Annotated in this window: 16 protein-coding genes; 15 read left to right on the forward strand and 1 reads right to left on the reverse strand. The window is 34.6% G+C overall.

Going from position 1 to position 16,687, the window contains the following annotated elements; genetic code table 11:
- Positions 1 to 3: 3 nt before the first annotated feature.
- From pstC to ftsY, 11 genes are all read left to right on the forward strand, one after another.
- Entirely contained in the window at positions 4 to 858 is an 855-nt protein-coding gene (pstC, locus tag PGC14_RS03640; RefSeq protein ID WP_011917138.1) for a phosphate ABC transporter permease subunit PstC, read from the forward strand.
- A complete protein-coding gene (pstA, locus tag PGC14_RS03645) occupies positions 855 to 1,694 on the forward strand; it encodes a phosphate ABC transporter permease PstA (RefSeq protein WP_271629535.1) in 840 nt (279 codons plus the stop codon). Before pstC ends, pstA begins: the two co-directional genes overlap by 4 nt.
- 112 nt (positions 1,695 to 1,806) lie before the next feature.
- Positions 1,807 to 2,067: a stage V sporulation protein S gene (locus PGC14_RS03650; protein ID WP_011917140.1), complete on the forward strand. Its 261-nt coding sequence runs from the start codon at positions 1,807 to 1,809 to the stop codon at positions 2,065 to 2,067.
- 321 nt (positions 2,068 to 2,388) lie between these two features.
- On the forward strand, positions 2,389 to 2,976 hold the full coding sequence (locus tag PGC14_RS03655) for an HDIG domain-containing metalloprotein (RefSeq protein WP_271629536.1): 588 nt from the start codon (positions 2,389 to 2,391) through the stop codon (positions 2,974 to 2,976).
- Between the two features lie 63 nt (positions 2,977 to 3,039).
- On the forward strand, positions 3,040 to 4,071 hold the full coding sequence (locus tag PGC14_RS03660; RefSeq protein ID WP_271629853.1) for a methionine ABC transporter ATP-binding protein: 1,032 nt from the start codon (positions 3,040 to 3,042) through the stop codon (positions 4,069 to 4,071).
- Positions 4,064 to 4,717 carry a methionine ABC transporter permease gene (locus tag PGC14_RS03665; RefSeq protein WP_011917143.1) on the forward strand — a complete coding sequence of 218 codons (654 nt, stop codon included), beginning with the start codon at positions 4,064 to 4,066 and terminating at the stop codon, positions 4,715 to 4,717. The genes PGC14_RS03660 and PGC14_RS03665 overlap by 8 nt, the downstream gene beginning before the upstream one ends.
- A gap of 34 nt (positions 4,718 to 4,751) precedes the next feature.
- Positions 4,752 to 5,603: a MetQ/NlpA family ABC transporter substrate-binding protein gene (locus PGC14_RS03670; RefSeq protein ID WP_271629537.1), complete on the forward strand. Its 852-nt coding sequence runs from the start codon at positions 4,752 to 4,754 to the stop codon at positions 5,601 to 5,603.
- A 677-nt stretch (positions 5,604 to 6,280) separates the two neighbouring features.
- A complete protein-coding gene (locus tag PGC14_RS03675; protein WP_039763570.1) occupies positions 6,281 to 6,883 on the forward strand; it encodes an amidase domain-containing protein in 603 nt (200 codons plus the stop codon).
- 20 nt (positions 6,884 to 6,903) lie between these two features.
- Positions 6,904 to 7,599 carry a hypothetical protein gene (locus PGC14_RS03680; protein ID WP_011917145.1) on the forward strand — a complete coding sequence of 232 codons (696 nt, stop codon included), beginning with the start codon at positions 6,904 to 6,906 and terminating at the stop codon, positions 7,597 to 7,599.
- A gap of 187 nt (positions 7,600 to 7,786) precedes the next feature.
- Entirely contained in the window at positions 7,787 to 11,320 is a 3,534-nt protein-coding gene (gene smc, locus PGC14_RS03685; protein WP_271629538.1) for a chromosome segregation protein SMC, read from the forward strand.
- Between the two features lie 6 nt (positions 11,321 to 11,326).
- Complete coding sequence (gene ftsY, locus PGC14_RS03690) at positions 11,327 to 12,229, forward strand: signal recognition particle-docking protein FtsY (protein ID WP_271629539.1); 903 nt, start codon at positions 11,327 to 11,329, stop codon at positions 12,227 to 12,229.
- A gap of 62 nt (positions 12,230 to 12,291) precedes the next feature.
- Here the strand turns inward: ftsY and PGC14_RS03695 are convergent, their stop codons facing one another.
- A complete protein-coding gene (locus PGC14_RS03695; protein ID WP_271629540.1) occupies positions 12,292 to 12,972 on the reverse strand; it encodes a Crp/Fnr family transcriptional regulator in 681 nt (226 codons plus the stop codon).
- A 106-nt stretch (positions 12,973 to 13,078) separates the two neighbouring features.
- Here PGC14_RS03695 and PGC14_RS03700 point away from each other — a divergent pair, with 106 nt between their 5' ends.
- The 4 genes from PGC14_RS03700 (at position 13,079) to PGC14_RS03715 (ending at position 16,677) form a co-directional block, all read left to right on the forward strand.
- Positions 13,079 to 13,801 carry an ATP-binding protein gene (locus PGC14_RS03700; RefSeq protein ID WP_039763561.1) on the forward strand — a complete coding sequence of 241 codons (723 nt, stop codon included), beginning with the start codon at positions 13,079 to 13,081 and terminating at the stop codon, positions 13,799 to 13,801.
- Positions 13,802 to 13,848: 47 nt separating this feature from the next.
- Positions 13,849 to 15,498, forward strand: a complete 1,650-nt coding sequence (gene hcp, locus PGC14_RS03705) for a hydroxylamine reductase (protein WP_039763559.1) — start codon at positions 13,849 to 13,851, stop codon at positions 15,496 to 15,498.
- A gap of 251 nt (positions 15,499 to 15,749) precedes the next feature.
- Positions 15,750 to 16,109, forward strand: coding sequence for a DUF2294 domain-containing protein (locus PGC14_RS03710; RefSeq protein WP_039763556.1), 360 nt, complete (start codon positions 15,750 to 15,752; stop codon positions 16,107 to 16,109).
- A gap of 142 nt (positions 16,110 to 16,251) precedes the next feature.
- Positions 16,252 to 16,677 (forward strand): hypothetical protein, encoded by a 426-nt coding sequence (locus PGC14_RS03715; protein ID WP_039763553.1) that lies wholly within the window; start codon positions 16,252 to 16,254, stop codon positions 16,675 to 16,677.
- Positions 16,678 to 16,687 lie beyond the last annotated feature (10 nt).

The raw sequence follows: 16,687 nt of genomic DNA on the forward strand, positions 1-16,687 counted from the left end.
GGGATGCCAAAAAAGAATCGCCTAATCGAGTTAATTTTGCTCCTTGCTGCGGTGGTTTCTGTCATCTCTGTCTTGTTGATAACAATATTTATATTCAAAGAAGGCTTTTCAATAATCAAAGAATACGGGCTTTTCAATTTTATTCTTGGTACAAAATGGGCACCCTTGAGTGGCAAGTTTGGTATTTTGCCAATGATAATTGGCTCTGTGTATGTAACATTGGGAGCAATTATAATAGGAGTTCCTATTGGTATTGCAACTGCAATATTTTTGGGCGAACTTGTGAGCGAAAAAGTTGCGAGGGCAGTTCGACCTTTTGTTGAACTTCTTGCTGGTATTCCTTCTGTTGTGTATGGTTTTTACGGGCTTGTTGTAATTGTCCCACTTATAAGAAAAATGTTTGGCGGTTCAGGTTTTTCAGTTTTAGCTTCATCAATAATCTTGGGAATTATGATTCTACCAACTATTATAAACATATCAGAAGTTTCGATTAGGTCTGTGCCAAAGGAGTATAAGGAAGGTTCATTGGCACTTGGTGCAACCCACTGGCAGACAATAAAAGGAGTAATTTTACCAGCTGCAAGGTCAGGTATAATTGCCTCAGTGATATTGGGGATGGGAAGAGCAATTGGTGAGACAATGGCAGTAATTATGGTTGCAGGTAACAGTCCCAAGATTCCAAAAGGGATATTTGACCAGGTAAGAACTCTCACAGGAAATATTGCAATTGAGATGGGGTATGCATCAGGAAAACATGCCCAGGCACTTTTTGCAACTGGTATTGTACTTTTTGTAATTATTATGATTTTAAATACAATTGCAAATGTAATTGCAAGAAGAGTTGGTGAAGAAAGATGATAAAGAAAAATAAAATAATACAGGGTATCGTGTTTGCCATTATTGGAATATTTACATTGATAACAATAGCTATTCTTTTAGCGATCTTATTTCACATTGTAATAAATGGAATACAAGGATTGAAATTGTCATTTATTATTGACTATCCTGAAGAAATGGGAAAAAGCGGGGGAATCTTCCCTGTAATAGTTGGTACCATTTACATTACAGTTTTGGCAGTGGTTATTGCTGCGCCAATTGGTGTTTTGGCTGCAATCTATCTTACAGAATACGCAAAAAAAGGAAAGATATTGTCGCTTATTAGATTTGGCACTGAAACATTAGCTGGAATCCCTTCAATTATCTATGGGCTTTTTGGTTTTGCCTTTTTTGTCATTGCTCTTGGTTTTAGATGGTCTATCTTGTCTGGTGCGCTTACTTTGTCAATAATGATTTTGCCAACAATTGTGAGGACATCCGAAGAAGCAATAAAGACAGTTCCTATGTCCTTTAGAGAAGGCAGTCTTGCCCTTGGTGCCACAAAATGGCAGACAATTGCAAAAGTGGTCATACCTCCTGCAATGCCAGGTATTTTGACAGGTGTAATTTTAGGTGTTGGAAGGGCGATAGGTGAGACAGCTGCGGTGCTTTTGACAGCAGGAAGTTCTTTGAACCTTCCAACAAGCATATTTAGCCCGGCAAGGACAATGGCTGTGCACTTGTATATCCTTTCTTCTGAAGGTCTTTCAAAAGTGAACTCTTATGCTACGGCAACGCTGTTGATTATCATTGTCCTTATTATTAATACCTGTGCAAACATGATAATAAGAAGATACAATAAAATTTTGGGGCATTGATATTTAAAAAATTTTCTACTTGCCAAGAAGGAATTTTTTAAATCATGTAGAATTATATAACTGAATAGTTGAACAAGCTGTCATAACACCATATTCAGGAGGTATGGAAAGGATGGAAGTTCTAAAAGTTGCTGCTACATCAAAACCACAGAAGGTGGCAGGGGCTCTGACTGCTGTGATTAAAGAAAAAAGGTGCGCAGAACTTCAGGCAGTTGGAGCAGGTGCTGTAAATCAGGCTGTTAAAGCCATTGCAATTGCAAGAGGTAAAGTGGCACCAAATGGCATTGATTTGATTGTAATTCCTGCGTTTTCAGAAATTAATATCGATGGGGAAGAGAGAACGGCAATAAAATTCATAGTCCAAGCAAGATAACAAAGGGGACTTTTTAAAGTAGGCAGGTAGAAAAAAACTACCTGCTTTTTTTGTTTGTTTTTAGTAAATAATCTTTTGAGCAAAGTAACGTTTCTTTGTGAGCTGTTTTCAGTTTGGAAGATAAAATGTTTTAAAATAAATTCATAGTATTTCGATTTAAATTATCAAGATTTTTATTTTAAAATCTATTGACAAACATTTTTCAAGATATTAAAATGAAGACAACTAAATACGCGTCAATATAATAGTTTGTTAACACAATCATCACAGCAACTTTATCTCAACACCTAAAGGATAGACAAAAAAGCGGGGTGCAGCACAGTGAGTGAAACTCAAATAACCAGAGAGGCAGCATTTGAGCTTTTAAAAAGATACACAAAAAGTGAGAGCCTTATTAAACATGCTTTGGCAGTGGAAGCAGTTATGAAACATTTTGCAAGATTGTTTGGTCTTGCTGAGGATGAAGTAACAAAATGGGGTATAATTGGATTATTACATGACCTTGATTATGAGATGTATCCCGAACAACACTGTAAAAAAGTTCGAGAGATATTGACAAATCATGGATATCCTGAAGAGTATATAAGGGCTATTGAGAGCCATGGATACAATATTGTTAATGATGTAAAGCCTATTCACCAGATGGAAAAAGTACTTTATACAATAGATGAATTAACTGGACTTATTACAGCAGTTGCTATATTAAGACCAAGTCGAAGTTTGGTTGATCTCAAAGTAAGCTCTGTAAAAAAGAAATGGAAACAGAAGTCTTTTGCAAGCGGGATTAACCGTCAAGTGATAGAAGATGGTGCCAAGATGCTTCAAATGGACTTAGATTATATAATTGAGCAAACAATTATAGGGATGCAAAGTGTTGCAGAAGAAATAGGTCTTAACGGGAGCTCATAGTAAGAAAGTGTTTTATAAAATTAAAAAAAAGTTGTGGTAAGCATTCTCAGGGGAGGAGTTTTGTTGATTCGAATTAGAAATCTTACAAAAATCTACTATTCAAATGGAATAGCCATCAAAGCATTAGATAATATTAATCTGGACATAGAAAAAGGTGACATTTTTGGAGTAATAGGTCCAAGTGGTGCTGGTAAAAGTACACTTATACGATGTATAAATATGTTAGAAAAACCCACCCATGGATCAATAGAAATAGATGGTGTTGAAATGACAAAGCTTTCCCCTGCTGAGTTGAAAGAAATGCGAAAAAAGGTAGGCATAATATTTCAACATTTTAACCTTTTGTCATCCCGAACTGTTAAAGGGAATGTAGCGTTTCCTTTAGAAATTGCAGGGCTGGACAAAAAAACAATAGACAACAGAGTAAAAGAGCTTTTAGAATTGGTTGGGCTTACTAATAAAGCAGATAGCTATCCTTCGCAGCTGTCAGGTGGACAAAAACAGCGCGTAGGCATAGCCAGAGCACTAGCTAACAATCCAAAAGTACTCTTGTGTGATGAGGCAACCTCAGCGTTAGATCCGGAGACCACTTTGTCTATTTTGAATCTTCTTAAAGAAATTAACAGAGAGTTTGGAATTACCATTGTAGTGGTAACGCACGAGATGAATGTTGTTAAACAAATTTGCAACAAAGTGGCAGTGATGGAAAAAGGTCAAATTGTTGAACAAGGATTGCTTACAGAAATATTTGCAAATCCAAAGACAAGAATTGCTCGAAATTTCTTAAGATCTTTGACTTTTTCTGAACTTCCAGAGGAATTAAAAGATAAAATTAGAAACCTCCACCGTAGCCATTTGGAATGGAAAATTATCAAGATTGACTTTTTTGGTGAGGTTACTGCTGAGCCTATCTTGAGCAGTATCATTAAAAAGTTTGACATGGATATCAATGTGCTCTATGGGAATATTGATCAAATTCAAGGTATACCTTATGGTACTCTTATAGTTGAACTGAGAGGTAACAACGAAATTGAAGGTGTTTTAAGATATCTGAGGGAGTTGGGGCTTGAGGTGGAGGTGATAGATAATGTCTGAAACTTTGCAGCTGTTATTAGTTTCTACATGGCAAACTATATACATGGTGGTTATTTCAACCTTTATAGCAACAGTGCTGGGAATACCACTTGGTGTGCTCCTTATGGTGACTGACAAAGGGCAAATACTTCAAAATAGTACTTTAAATAGAATATTAAGTACCATTGTAAATATCTTTCGTTCAATACCATTTGTGATTCTTTTGATAGTTCTTATGCCTTTTACCCGACTAATAGTTGGAACATCAATTGGAACTACCGCAGCTATTGTACCTTTGTCAGTTGCAGCTATTCCTTTTATGGGCAGGCTTACAGAAACAGCTTTAAGAGAGGTAGACCGTGGTGTTATTGAAGCGGCACAGGCTATGGGGGCTTCCCCATTTCAAATTGTAATAAAAGTGTTAATTCCTGAAGCCTTGCCTTCGATAGTTTCAGGAATTACTATTACAGCTATAAATCTGATAGGGTATTCGGCTATGGCAGGTGTTATAGGTGGTGGTGGATTAGGAGATTTGGCTGTCAGGTATGGATATCAGCGGTTTATGATTGATATAATGCTTTGGACTGTAGCAATTTTGATTGCTATGGTGCAGTTGACGCAGCTTATAGGAGATTTTTTTGTTCGACGGCTATCAAGAAATAGGTAGCATTAAAATTTATTGTAGAAGGAGGGGTTTAATAATGAAAAGACTTATTAAGAAAAGAATTTTGATTACATTTTTAATATTTGGACTTTTAATAGTTTCACTTGTTGGGTATGGCGCAAAGCAGGCAAATACCTTTGCTAAACAGACACAAACTACTGTAAAGAAAAAAATAACCATAAAAGTTGGTGCAACACCTGTGCCTCATGCAGAAATTTTAAATGTCGTAAAACCTATTCTTGAGAAAAAGGGAATCAGATTAGTGATTGTGGAGTTCACAGATTATGTTCAGCCAAATCTCAAGCTGGCTGACAAAGAGTTAGACGCTAATTTCTTCCAACATATACCTTATCTTGAGGATTTTTCAAAACAACATAGACTTAATCTAACATATATTGCTAAGGTGCATATTGAGCCGATGGGAATATATTCTCGAAAAGTAAAAAAACTTAGCCAATTAAAACAGGGGGCTACAATTGCTATACCAAATGATGCTACAAATGGTGGTAGAGCTTTGCTGCTTTTACAATCAGCGGGATTAATAAAACTAAAACCGAATGCCGGTATTAAAGCCAAAGTAAGTGATATTATTAAAAATCCTAAAAAGATAAAAATCATTGAACTTGAAGCTGCAACTTTACCAAGAGTGTTATCGGATGTTGATGCAGCAGTTATAAACACTAATTATGCTTTAGAGGCAAAACTTGTTCCAACAAAAGACGCGTTGTTTATTGAAAATGCTAATTCTCCATATGTTAATGTATTAGCAGTTCGCAAAGGTGATGAATCCAGACCTGAACTAAAAGAGTTGGCCAAAGCGTTGAATTCTCCAGAAGTAAAGAAATTCATTAATAATAAGTATAAAGGTGCTGTTGTACCTGCTTTCTAAAGAGTTATGAATACAGAAATTAATTTAAATTATATGGACCACCAGGAAAATTTAAACCTGGGTGTAATCATTGACTCTTTGTCAAGAGTTGGGGTGGGTGTTCTGAATGCCCACCTTTCAGTTTAATTAAGCATGTGTTTAATTACAACAATAATACAATATTATAGCTATGACTATTATAAATATTTGATTGCGAAAGCTTATCGACCAATTCCATTCCATACTAAAAAGGGAATTTTTAAATATTTACATTTGCTACCTTCTTAATTTGTAAGACTTACCAGTATCCTCTTTTTGAACTTTTCAAATTCCTAAACTCGGTATGCTCTTCTCTTTAACATCTTTGTTCTGTTGTTAAATTCAGAATGTCTTCATATCACTGAAGCCAGTTGCGGAAATGGTAAAAGATAATAAAATATAACTCTGAATTTTGTGAAAAGTACACATTGATTTTTTTCTTTTTTTTTATTATAAAGACAAATAAATTACCAAAGAGGTGATATTATTCCATTAAAACTTTAGTATACTAAAATAATATATTTCCGTTTTGTATAACTATTTATATTTCTGCTGAAATTATTAAGAAACATAAGAGTACAACATTAGCAAATTGAAAATGCAATACTTAAGAGCCTAAAATCAAACATGGTATTTTGTGTGGATGGAGGGGATAGACTATGAAAAGAAACATTGCGATATCTTTAATGCTTATCTGTTTTGTTCTGATAAACTGTTTCAATTGCGTAAAAGTTGAAGCAGCTTACAATAGCTTTGGGGCTGCTTCATATGCAGATATTTGGGCACTAAGCAGAAATTCAAACTACCCTAGTTTTGACGCAGATTGCACAAATTTTGCATCTCAAGCAATGCATGAGGGAGGAACTTTGCCATTTGATAAACAAAATGGTTGGTATTGCGAGAAAGTTCTTTGGTGGTGGAATTGGGGAACAGCTTGGAGTGTAGCTGATGATTTGTACAGATATCTATCAAACTCAGCCAGGGGAACGATTTTAGGTAGATGGAAATATGAGGGGCAAATAGGCTTTAACGATTATAATGATGTACTTCAACCTGGTGATATTCTATTTTATGATTGGAATTCAGATGGAAGATTTGATCATGCTGGTGTTTCTGTAGGTTTAGGGTACGATTCTACTTATGGGAGAACTGGCAATGTTCAAGATCAACACACTTATGATAGATTTCATGCAATTTGGCATTTAAGTCCGTATAACCAAAAACGTACTACAACAACAATAGTTGCAATTCGCCCAAAATAAAAATAGAGAGGTGTTAAAAAATGAAAAGAAAGAAGAAAAGTATAGTTTTAATTATTTCTTTAATTTTAGTTGTAAGCAGTACAATAATAATTGGTATTAGTGTAAAAAGTAATCAACAATTAAATAATGAAAAACAAATAAAAGAGACAATAATAGGTGCTTTAAAGATATACGACCAGGCAAGTATCTTTCCTGCTGAATATGCAAAAGCACCGGACATTAAAATTCCTCAAGAAGTTATAAATAAGAAACTGAATGAGGTTGAACAAGCATGTAAAAAGTATTTTAGTAACAAATCTGGTTGGCTTAATAATAGACTGGAAGTTTACAAGAATGCTGTTGTTGGTTCAGCGTATAGCGATCTTAGATTTGTTGAAGATAAAATGACTGATATAAAATTTTTAGAAATAAAAATTGATGGAGACAAAGCAACAGCTACTGTGGATGTATTTGGTGAAAGCAAATCAATTGGTCTTGCCTTGGATACTGATAAAATACCAGCTTCTGAATTGAATGAAATAACCAATGCAAAAGGTTATAAAATGTCACCTGAAGAACAGAAAAGATTTGTCGAGAAAACTGAAAAACTACCTAAGAAAATACGTGAGTACAAAATAAAATATGGTATGCGCTACCAATATAGTTTAGAAAAAGAAAACGGAGAGTGGAAAATAATTTCGGAAGACTTTAATTATCTTCCCGGGTATGAGCCATAAAAGTTGCAAGAATGTAATATTTAATCCAAAAATTATGAGGGGCTGTTCAATAAACAAATGGACAGCCTCTTTTTAATTTGTATTCTTAAATAATCATTCTGAGCCAGTTGCAATAGTAATATAGAATTGTCCCTGTATTTTTGCTAAAATAATTGTTGTTTTAATCTTTATGGGGGAAGAGCTAAAGATGTACATAAAATGGCTTGAAATCTATGGTTTTAAATCTTTTTGTGAAAAGACAAGGATTGAATTTCAAAAAGGAATTACAGCTATTGTTGGACCTAATGGATGTGGAAAGAGCAATATTACAGATGCAATAAGGTGGGCTTTGGGCGAGCAGAGCCTTAAACTTTTGCGTGCAAGTAAACTTGAAGATTTAATTTTTGCCGGGACAGAAAAGAGAAGGTCACAGGGGTTTGCGGAGGTTTCTATATACTTTGACAACTCTGATGGAAAGCTACCTATTGATTTTGAAGAGGTTGTAATTACAAGAAGGCTTTTTAGAAGCGGTGAGAGCGAATTTTTTATCAACAAGACAGCCTGCAGGTTAAAAGACATCTACGAGCTTTTTCTTGATTCGGGTCTTGGCAAAGATGGTTATTCAATTATCTCACAGGGTAGAGTTGATGAGATAATAAATGCAAGGCCATTTGAAAGATATAAGATATTTGAAGAGGCGTGTGGTATTACAAAGTACAAATACAGAAAAGAAGAGGCTGAGAGGAAGTTAAAAAATACTCACGAAAACATCTTAAGACTTCAGGACGTAATATTTGAGTTAAAATCTCAGCTTGAAGAAATAGCCCCTGAAGTTGAAAAAGCAAAGGTATACATAGAGCTGAACAGAAAACTGTCAGATTTAAAAAGAGAAAAGTATCTTTTTAGCTATAAACTGGCAAACGAGAACTACAAATCTACAATAGCACAAATTGAAAGTTTAAAAGAAGATCTTGAAAAGCTTACAAATAACAAACTGGAAATTGAGAAAAGATTGAGCGAAAAGAAGCTTCAACTTGATTTATTGACTCAGCAACATGAAAGTGCTAAAGAAAATTACAGTAGACTGAAAGATGAACTTGCTGAGAATACTTCAAAACTGAAATTTTTAAAAAAACAGCTTGAAGGCAAATTTCAGCTCCTTGGGGATATAACAAATGACCTCAAAAAGATTGATGAAGAAGGTCAGGAAATTGTAAGAGTTTTGTCAGATTATAAAGAAAAGCTTTCTAAAAAAGATCATATTTACAATCAGATTGTCGAAAAACAAAGCAAACTTTTGGAAGAATTGGAAGATGTAAAAGATGGAATTTTTCAGATTGAAAATGAGATTCAAAACAAGGAAACAGAGCTAATAGAGAAGATATCTCAGATTGAAAAGGATAATCAAAAGTTAAACGGCCTTTTGCATCTCAAGAACGCTTTGCTTGAAAGAGAAAACAGAATAGATGAGGAAGAAAAAGAGATTTTAAATGAACTTCAAAGACTGGATATGATAAAGACAGAGAAAGAGTTACAAAAAAATAAGTTGGAAGCTGAGAAAGAAAGACTAGCAAAAGAGCTTGATAACATAAAACAAGATATAAAGGAAAGAGAAAAACAACTTTTAGATATACAAAACAAAGTACATGAACTTTCAAGCGAGATGATAAAGAAAAAAGAGAAACTAAATGTATTAAAGGCAATGGAGGAGAATTTAGAAGGATATAGTAAAACCATAAAAGAAATATTCAAAAGGGTAAAAAACTTGCCAATAGACTTATATGGAACTGTTGGAAGCTTAATCATTGTAAAAAGGCAATATGTAAAAGCTGTTGAATCAGCTCTTGGCAATGCAATACAGCATCTTGTTGTTAAAAATGAAAGTGACGCTAAGAGTATTATTGAGCTTGCTAAAAATGAAAAGCTTGGGAAAGTGACAATTGTTCCAATTGAGACAGTAGTAATTTCGTCTTCTAAAGAAGATGTGAAAGCAGAAGGCTTCCTTGGGTTTGCAGATGAATTTGTAGAAGCAAAAGAGGAATTTAGGAAGGTTATAGAGCTATTGGTTGGACGAACGCTTGTGTTTGATACTATTGACAATGCTATAGAGTATCAAAGAAAAACTTCATATAGATCACGATGTGTAACTCTTTCTGGTGAGCTTATAAACCCTGGTGGAATTTTCGTTGGCGGTGAAAAAAAAGCTGACTTTTCTTTGCTTGAAAGAAAAGTTGAAAAAGATGAGTTGGAAAACCAAGTTTTAAATTTGGCATCTGAACTCGATAGCCTGGAAAAGCAGATTTTAGAAAAGAATCAAGAAGTATATAGTTTGAATCAAGAAAAAGAATCAGTAGATAGTAAAATTAAGGATTTGGTTGCTAAGATTGATGGTATACAAAAAGAGATTGAGATGTGTGAATACAAAAAAGAGCAGCTTATTCAAAAAAGGCAGTCTTTAGAAAATGAAAAAAAACTTATAAATGATCAGACAATTAACCTACAAAGCGACATTGAGATTACCAGAAAAAACATACAAATCTTAGAAGATTCAAAAGCAGAGATTGAAAGAGTGACCTCGAATTTAAAGTCAAGGCTTAGAAAATTAAAAGAAGATCACAACTTGTTTGACAATGAGTACAGGAGACTTTTAGAAGAAAAAAATCAGATTGAAGCAGAGATTTCTATTTTAAAGCATAAACTTGAAAGTGCAGAGCAAACCTTAAAAAATTTAGAAGATCAAAAGGCAAAAAAACAAGAACAGAAGTTAAAGTGTGATCAAGAGATAAAAGAGCTTGAGGGGCAAATTAGTGAAGTTTCACATGTGGTTGAGGTCCAAAAGGATCATCTTGACAAACTAAAAGATGAGATTGAGAAAATGGAAAAAGAACACTCAAACTTGGCTTTTATGTCTACTAAAGAGGTCGAAATTGTAAATAAAATATCAGAGGATATTCAAAATGCAGAGCGAAAACTAAATACCCTCATAATTGAAAAAAACAACTTGGAAAATCAAATTGGGACCATAAAAGAAAAATATTTTGATCTTTTTAACGAAGAGATATATTTGCCAGATGGAGAAATTGTGTGGTCAGAAAAAAAAGAAGAGGAGATTGAAAGTATCTCTTCAGCTATTGGACAGCTTGGACCAGTCAACCTTTATTCAATAGAGCAAGAAAAGAGACTGAATGAAAGAGTAGAGTTTTTGCAAAGGCAAATTGAAGATTTAGAAAAGACAAGCAAGGAGCTAAAAAACCTTATAAATGAGCTTGATAAAAATATGAAAAATATATTCTTAGAAAATTTTGAGAAAATAAAGCTCTTGTTTTCAGAGATTTTTAAAGAACTATTCAATGGTGGTAGCTGCGACTTAAAACTAATCCAAGATGGGGAGGAGTTTGGTGTTGACATTGATGTAAAACCACCTGGCAAAAAGCTTCAGAATATAAACCTTCTATCTGGAGGGGAAAAAGCTTTAACTGCAATAGCTCTTCTGTTCGCATTTTTAATGTTCAAAGGTTCTCTTTTGTGTATATTAGATGAGATTGACTCAAGCTTAGATGAGGCAAATGTTCAGAGATTTGCGCAGTTTCTCAAAAATCTCAATAATCAAAGCCAGATTATAATTGTCACTCATAGAAAGCCTACCATGGAGATTGCAGATGTACTCTATGGTGTTACAATGGAAGAGCAAGGTGTGTCAAAGGTGCTGTCACTCAAATTAGAAAAAATACAGAAAGGATGATGAGAAATGGGTTTTTTTGACAAATTAAAAGAAGGACTTTCAAAAACAAAAAAGAACTTTACTGAAAGGGTTGAAAATTTGTTAAAAGCATTCAAACAGGTGGATGATGAGTTATTTGATGAGCTTGAAGAGGTTTTAGTACTGTCTGATGTTGGTGTAAAAACATCTAAAAAGATTATAGAAAACCTCAAAGAAAAAGTTAAAATGAACAAGATTTCAGATAGCCAAGCTGTTAAAGATCTTTTAAAAGAAGAGATGTTTAATATCATAAACCTACCCAACAAATTAAAAGAGAAGTATCCTTTGATAATTCTCATGGTTGGTGTCAATGGAGTTGGAAAGACAACCTCAATTGGCAAAATTGCAAACCTTTTAAAATCAAATGGGAAAAAGGTTATCATTGCAGCAGCAGATACTTTCAGGGCAGCTGCAATTGACCAGCTTGAAATTTGGGCAAAGAGGGTTGGATGTGATATTATAAAAAACGTTGAGGGGGCTGACCCTGCAGCAGTTGTGTTTGACGGCATTCAAGCAATGAGGGCGAGAAAGGCTGATGTTTTAATTGTAGACACAGCAGGAAGACTTCATACAAAGAAAAACTTGATTGAAGAGCTTAAAAAGATTGACCGTGTGATAAATCAGCAAATGCCAGAGGCTGAAAAAGAAACATTGCTTGTGATTGATGCAACAACTGGTCAAAATGGGCTCATTCAAGCAAAAGAATTTAACCAAGCAGTAAACATTTCAGGAATTGTTCTTACCAAGCTTGATGGTACAGCAAAAGGTGGAATTGTTGTTTCTATCTGTGATGAACTAAAAATTCCTGTGAAATTCATTGGAGTTGGTGAAAAGATAGACGACCTCCAAGAGTTCAATCCAAAAGAATTTATTGATGCGCTTTTTGAATAAAAAAAGAGGCTGTCACAAATTTACTAAAATGGCAGCCTCTTTTTTAGTTTGATTCCTTTAAGTTAGTGCATTTCATACAAACAATCTTCAATTCTTTCCAGATTTTTAATCCAAATTTCCTTTCCCCAAAAATCTATAAGTCCCTCTTCTCTCATCTTTATCAGCTCTCTTGACAAAGAAGGTCTTTGCACATTGAACTTTTCTGCAAGTTCCTGCTTCGAAGAAGAAAGCTTTATCTTGAGACTTTTTTGGTTTTTGTACTCTTCAAGCAAAAAATTGCATATCTTTTGACGCAAGGTTGTTAATGTAGATTCTTTTAATTTTGAATTCAGAAGTAGAATCCTATCTGACAATATATTTAAAAAGTTGTGCAAAAACTTTTCACTTTTCTTACTGAGATTTATAATAGTGCCTTTTGGGATAAACAAGATAGTTGTATTAGACTTTGCAACAACCATTGCTGGGAAAGAATTAGATGAGGAAAATATTACAGCTTCTCCAAATGTATCTCCAGGGAGCAAAGTTGTTATTGTATATTCCTTGCCAGAGGTGGAGACCTTTTTAATATCCACCATTCCTTCAAGTATTATTCCTATAGAAGTGCATTCATCGCCTTCGAACACAATTATCTCATCTTTTTCAAAACTCTTCTGAACTATATTGCAGCCACACAAAAGCCTTTCAATACTATTTTCTTCTATACCTCTAAATAATTTTGTTTTGGATAGCTTAGAATAGTTCATAAAAATTTTCTCCTCTCAAAATTTAAAACTGTAACATATGTTACCGCAAATATATTCTAAACCATATAAAATATAATTGCAACTAAACAGAGAGGGATGATTGGATATGATGAGAAAAATAATCAAAATTGATGAAGAAAAATGCAATGGTTGTGGTCTTTGTGTAAATGCCTGCGTTGAGGGTGCAATTGAGCTGGTAGATGGCAAGGCAAAGCTTGTGAGCGAAGAGTACTGTGATGGACTTGGGAACTGTCTTCCTGTTTGTCCAACTGGGGCAATTGAGATAATTGAGGCAGATGTGAAGCCTTTTAATGAAAAGGCTGTAAAAGAGAGAATTGAAAAAACTAAATCTAAGAGAGAATTTTCATGTATGTGTCCAGGTTCACAAGAAAGGATTATTGAGAAAAAAGAAGCTGCTGCACCTTCGGAAGCTAAACCTTCAGTGCAAGAGGTGCAAGATTCGTCTGAGCTTATTAACTGGCCTGTGCAACTTGCTCTTGTCAATCCATATGCTAAGTTTTTTGAAGGTAGCCACCTTTTGATTGCAGCTGACTGTGTTGCGTATGCTTATGCGTCTTTTCACAAGGACTTTATGAAAGGAAAGGTTACAATAATAGGGTGTCCCAAACTTGACGATATTGAATATTACTATGAAAAGATTTTAGAGATAATCCAAAATCATGAAATCAAGAGTATAACAGTTGTCAAGATGGAAGTGCCGTGCTGTACTGGTATTGCAAATATAGTTAAAAAAGCTATGCTTCAGGCACAAAAGATTGTACCGTATTCTGAGGTTACGATTACCACCGAAGGTGGTATAAAAGAATAAATTTTGGGTAAAAGACTATTGAAAACTTTTAGGAGGTGTTGTTTGAAATGATTCAAACAGAAATGTTTTGTTTTCAATGTGAACAGACAGCAGGTGGAAAAGGCTGCACAAAGGTTGGTGTTTGTGGAAAAGACAGTAGAGTTGCTAACTTGCAAGACCTACTTTTGTACCAATTAAAAGGTATTGCTTACTTAGGTGACCAACTTTTGAAACAGGGAAGAAAAATTGAACAGTACACAACAAGGTTCATGATGGATGCCCTGTTTTCAACACTTACAAACGTAAACTTTGATGAGAAAAGATTTGTAAAGTATATCCTTGAAGCACAAACAGTAAAAGAAAATCTCAAAAATCAGGTGGGTAACTTACAAAACGTACCTGCTGCAGTAGATTACAGAGCACCAGAAGATGTAGAAAAGATGATTGAAGATGGGAAAAAGGTTGGGATTTTAGCGGACGAGATTGACGAGGATATAAGGTCACTCAGAGAACTGCTAATATATGGAATAAAAGGGATGGCAGCATACGCTCATCATGCAGCAAGGCTTGGAAAGCAAGATGAAAATGTAAACAACTTCTTCTTTACAGCGCTTGCAAGAACCTTAGACAACAACATCTCAGCAGATGAACTGTTTAACCTATGCATGGAACTTGGTAAGATGAACTTCAGGTGTATGCAGATACTTGATGAAGCACACACACAAACCTTTGGTCATCCACAGCCAACAGAGGTTTTGATTTCAAAGAAGAAGGGGCCATTTATAATTGTCTCTGGACACGATTTAAAAGACCTAAAAGATCTATTAGAGCAGACAGAAGGTAAAGGTATTAATATCTACACCCATGGCGAGATGTTACCTGCACATGGCTATCCAGAGCTCAAAAAATATAAACATTTAGTAGGAAACTATGGTGGAGCATGGCAAGACCAGCAAAAAGAATTTGACGGAATTCCAGGTTGTATCTTAATGACAACAAACTGTCTGCAAAAGCCAAAAGATAGTTACAAAGATAGAATTTTCACAACAGGTGTTGTCGGCTTTGATGGAGTTGCACATATTGAGGAAGTGGATGACAAAAAGGACTTTACACCAATAATCCAGAAAGCGCTTGAACTTGGTGGCTGGCAAGAGGATGAAGAGGAAAAAAAGATACTTGTTGGCTTTGGACATCACACTGTGCTTGGCCTTGCAAACAAGATAATTGATGCAGTTAAAAGTGGCCAAATTAAACACTTCTTCTTAATTGGTGGATGTGATGGTGCAAAACCAGGCAGAAACTACTATACAGAGTTTGCAGAAAAGACGCCAAAAGATACGTTGATTTTAACCTTAGCATGTGGCAAGTACAGATTTAACAAAAAGGATTTTGGTACTATTGGCGAGTTTCCAAGACTTTTGGATATTGGTCAGTGCAATGATGCATACTCAGCTCTTGTCATTGCAATCGAGCTTGGAAAGGCATTCAATTGTGATGTAAATGACTTACCACTTACCTTAGTTCTCTCATGGTTTGAACAAAAAGCTGTTGCAATTTTATTGACACTGCTATCCTTAGGCTTAAAGAACATCTATTTAGGTCCATCATTGCCAGCTTTTGTATCACCAAATATTCTTCAAGTTCTTGTTGAAAAATTCAACATAAAGCCAATATCAAATCCTGAAAATGACTTAAATGAGATTTTAGATAAAAAATAATATTCTTTTGAGATTTACGAAAATCTAAAGTGGTGCTGCCCGACAACAGCTTGGGTGGCACTATTTTTTTTGTTTGACGATGAAAAAATAAAAATGTAAACTTGCAGAATTTACAGATTGATTGTCCAAAATAGCTTTAATATCAATCTGTTAAAAGTTTACTACAAAAAATTTTTGAATAATCTTGACATTCAAATTTCATTTTGCTATACTAATAACCAGACTAATGTTGTAGCGAAAAACAAAAAGGGATGACAAAAGGACAGATAGAAGCAAAAATCAGTGAAGCAGTCAGCAAGTTTGAGATGGAGTATATGGGCAGGGGTCCAAAACAAATAAAGACAATAATCACAGAAGATGTAATAGTTGTAAGATTAATTGGGTTTCTAAGCCCTACAGAAAAAAAGCTTGCCCAGACAAAAGAGGGAGTTGAGCTTATCAAAAAGGTAAGAGCGACTTTATTTGAAAATGCAAAAGATGTGTTAGAAAAACTCATAAAAGAGGTTATAGATGTTGACATTGCAGGAATATACTCTGATGTCAATACTATCAATGGAGAAAAGGTGATAGTAGTAACTCTAAACGAAAATTTAGAAAAACGTCTAAAGTAAAAAATTGGCAGACCGGGCAAAGGGCCAGAAAAATGGCCAGTTGCAAGGTAGGCCAATATTTGCAAGGCAAAAAGCTTTGCAAATATTGGCCTTTTTTGTTGTTGTGTTAAGGTTATAAATGTAACTTAAGGAGGTATTTGTATTGTTTGCTGAGATTTATGAGGTGAACCTCCACAGAACAAAAGATTTGGCTTCAAAACTTTTGACAAGAAAGAGTTTTTTTATACTTATAGAGAAATTTTTTAAAGATTATTGTGAAACAAATCCTTTTTTAGCAAGCTTCTTTTACAAATACTTTTGGGACGGGAGCTATGTTGATATATGGGCATTGCCACTTGTCTTGTTGGATGTATTTCACCTCAATACAAAGACACTTACCTTCTACACAAACAGAGACAAAAACTTTCTCAAAGATTTAAAGATTGTTGTGCAGTGTTTAGAAGGTTATGTTGTAGAATTTTTGAAGGATAATTCTGACGATATCAAGAAAACAAAGGAAACTGTAGACGATTACAGATACATCTTGAGGCTTGTGCGTGAGAAAATAGAGTTTATTGAGGGTAACTAAAATTTTGAAC

Source organism: Caldicellulosiruptor sp. DIB 104C (assembly GCF_028198085.1).
Taxonomy (GTDB): Bacteria; Bacillota; Thermoanaerobacteria; order Caldicellulosiruptorales; family Caldicellulosiruptoraceae; genus Caldicellulosiruptor; species Caldicellulosiruptor saccharolyticus.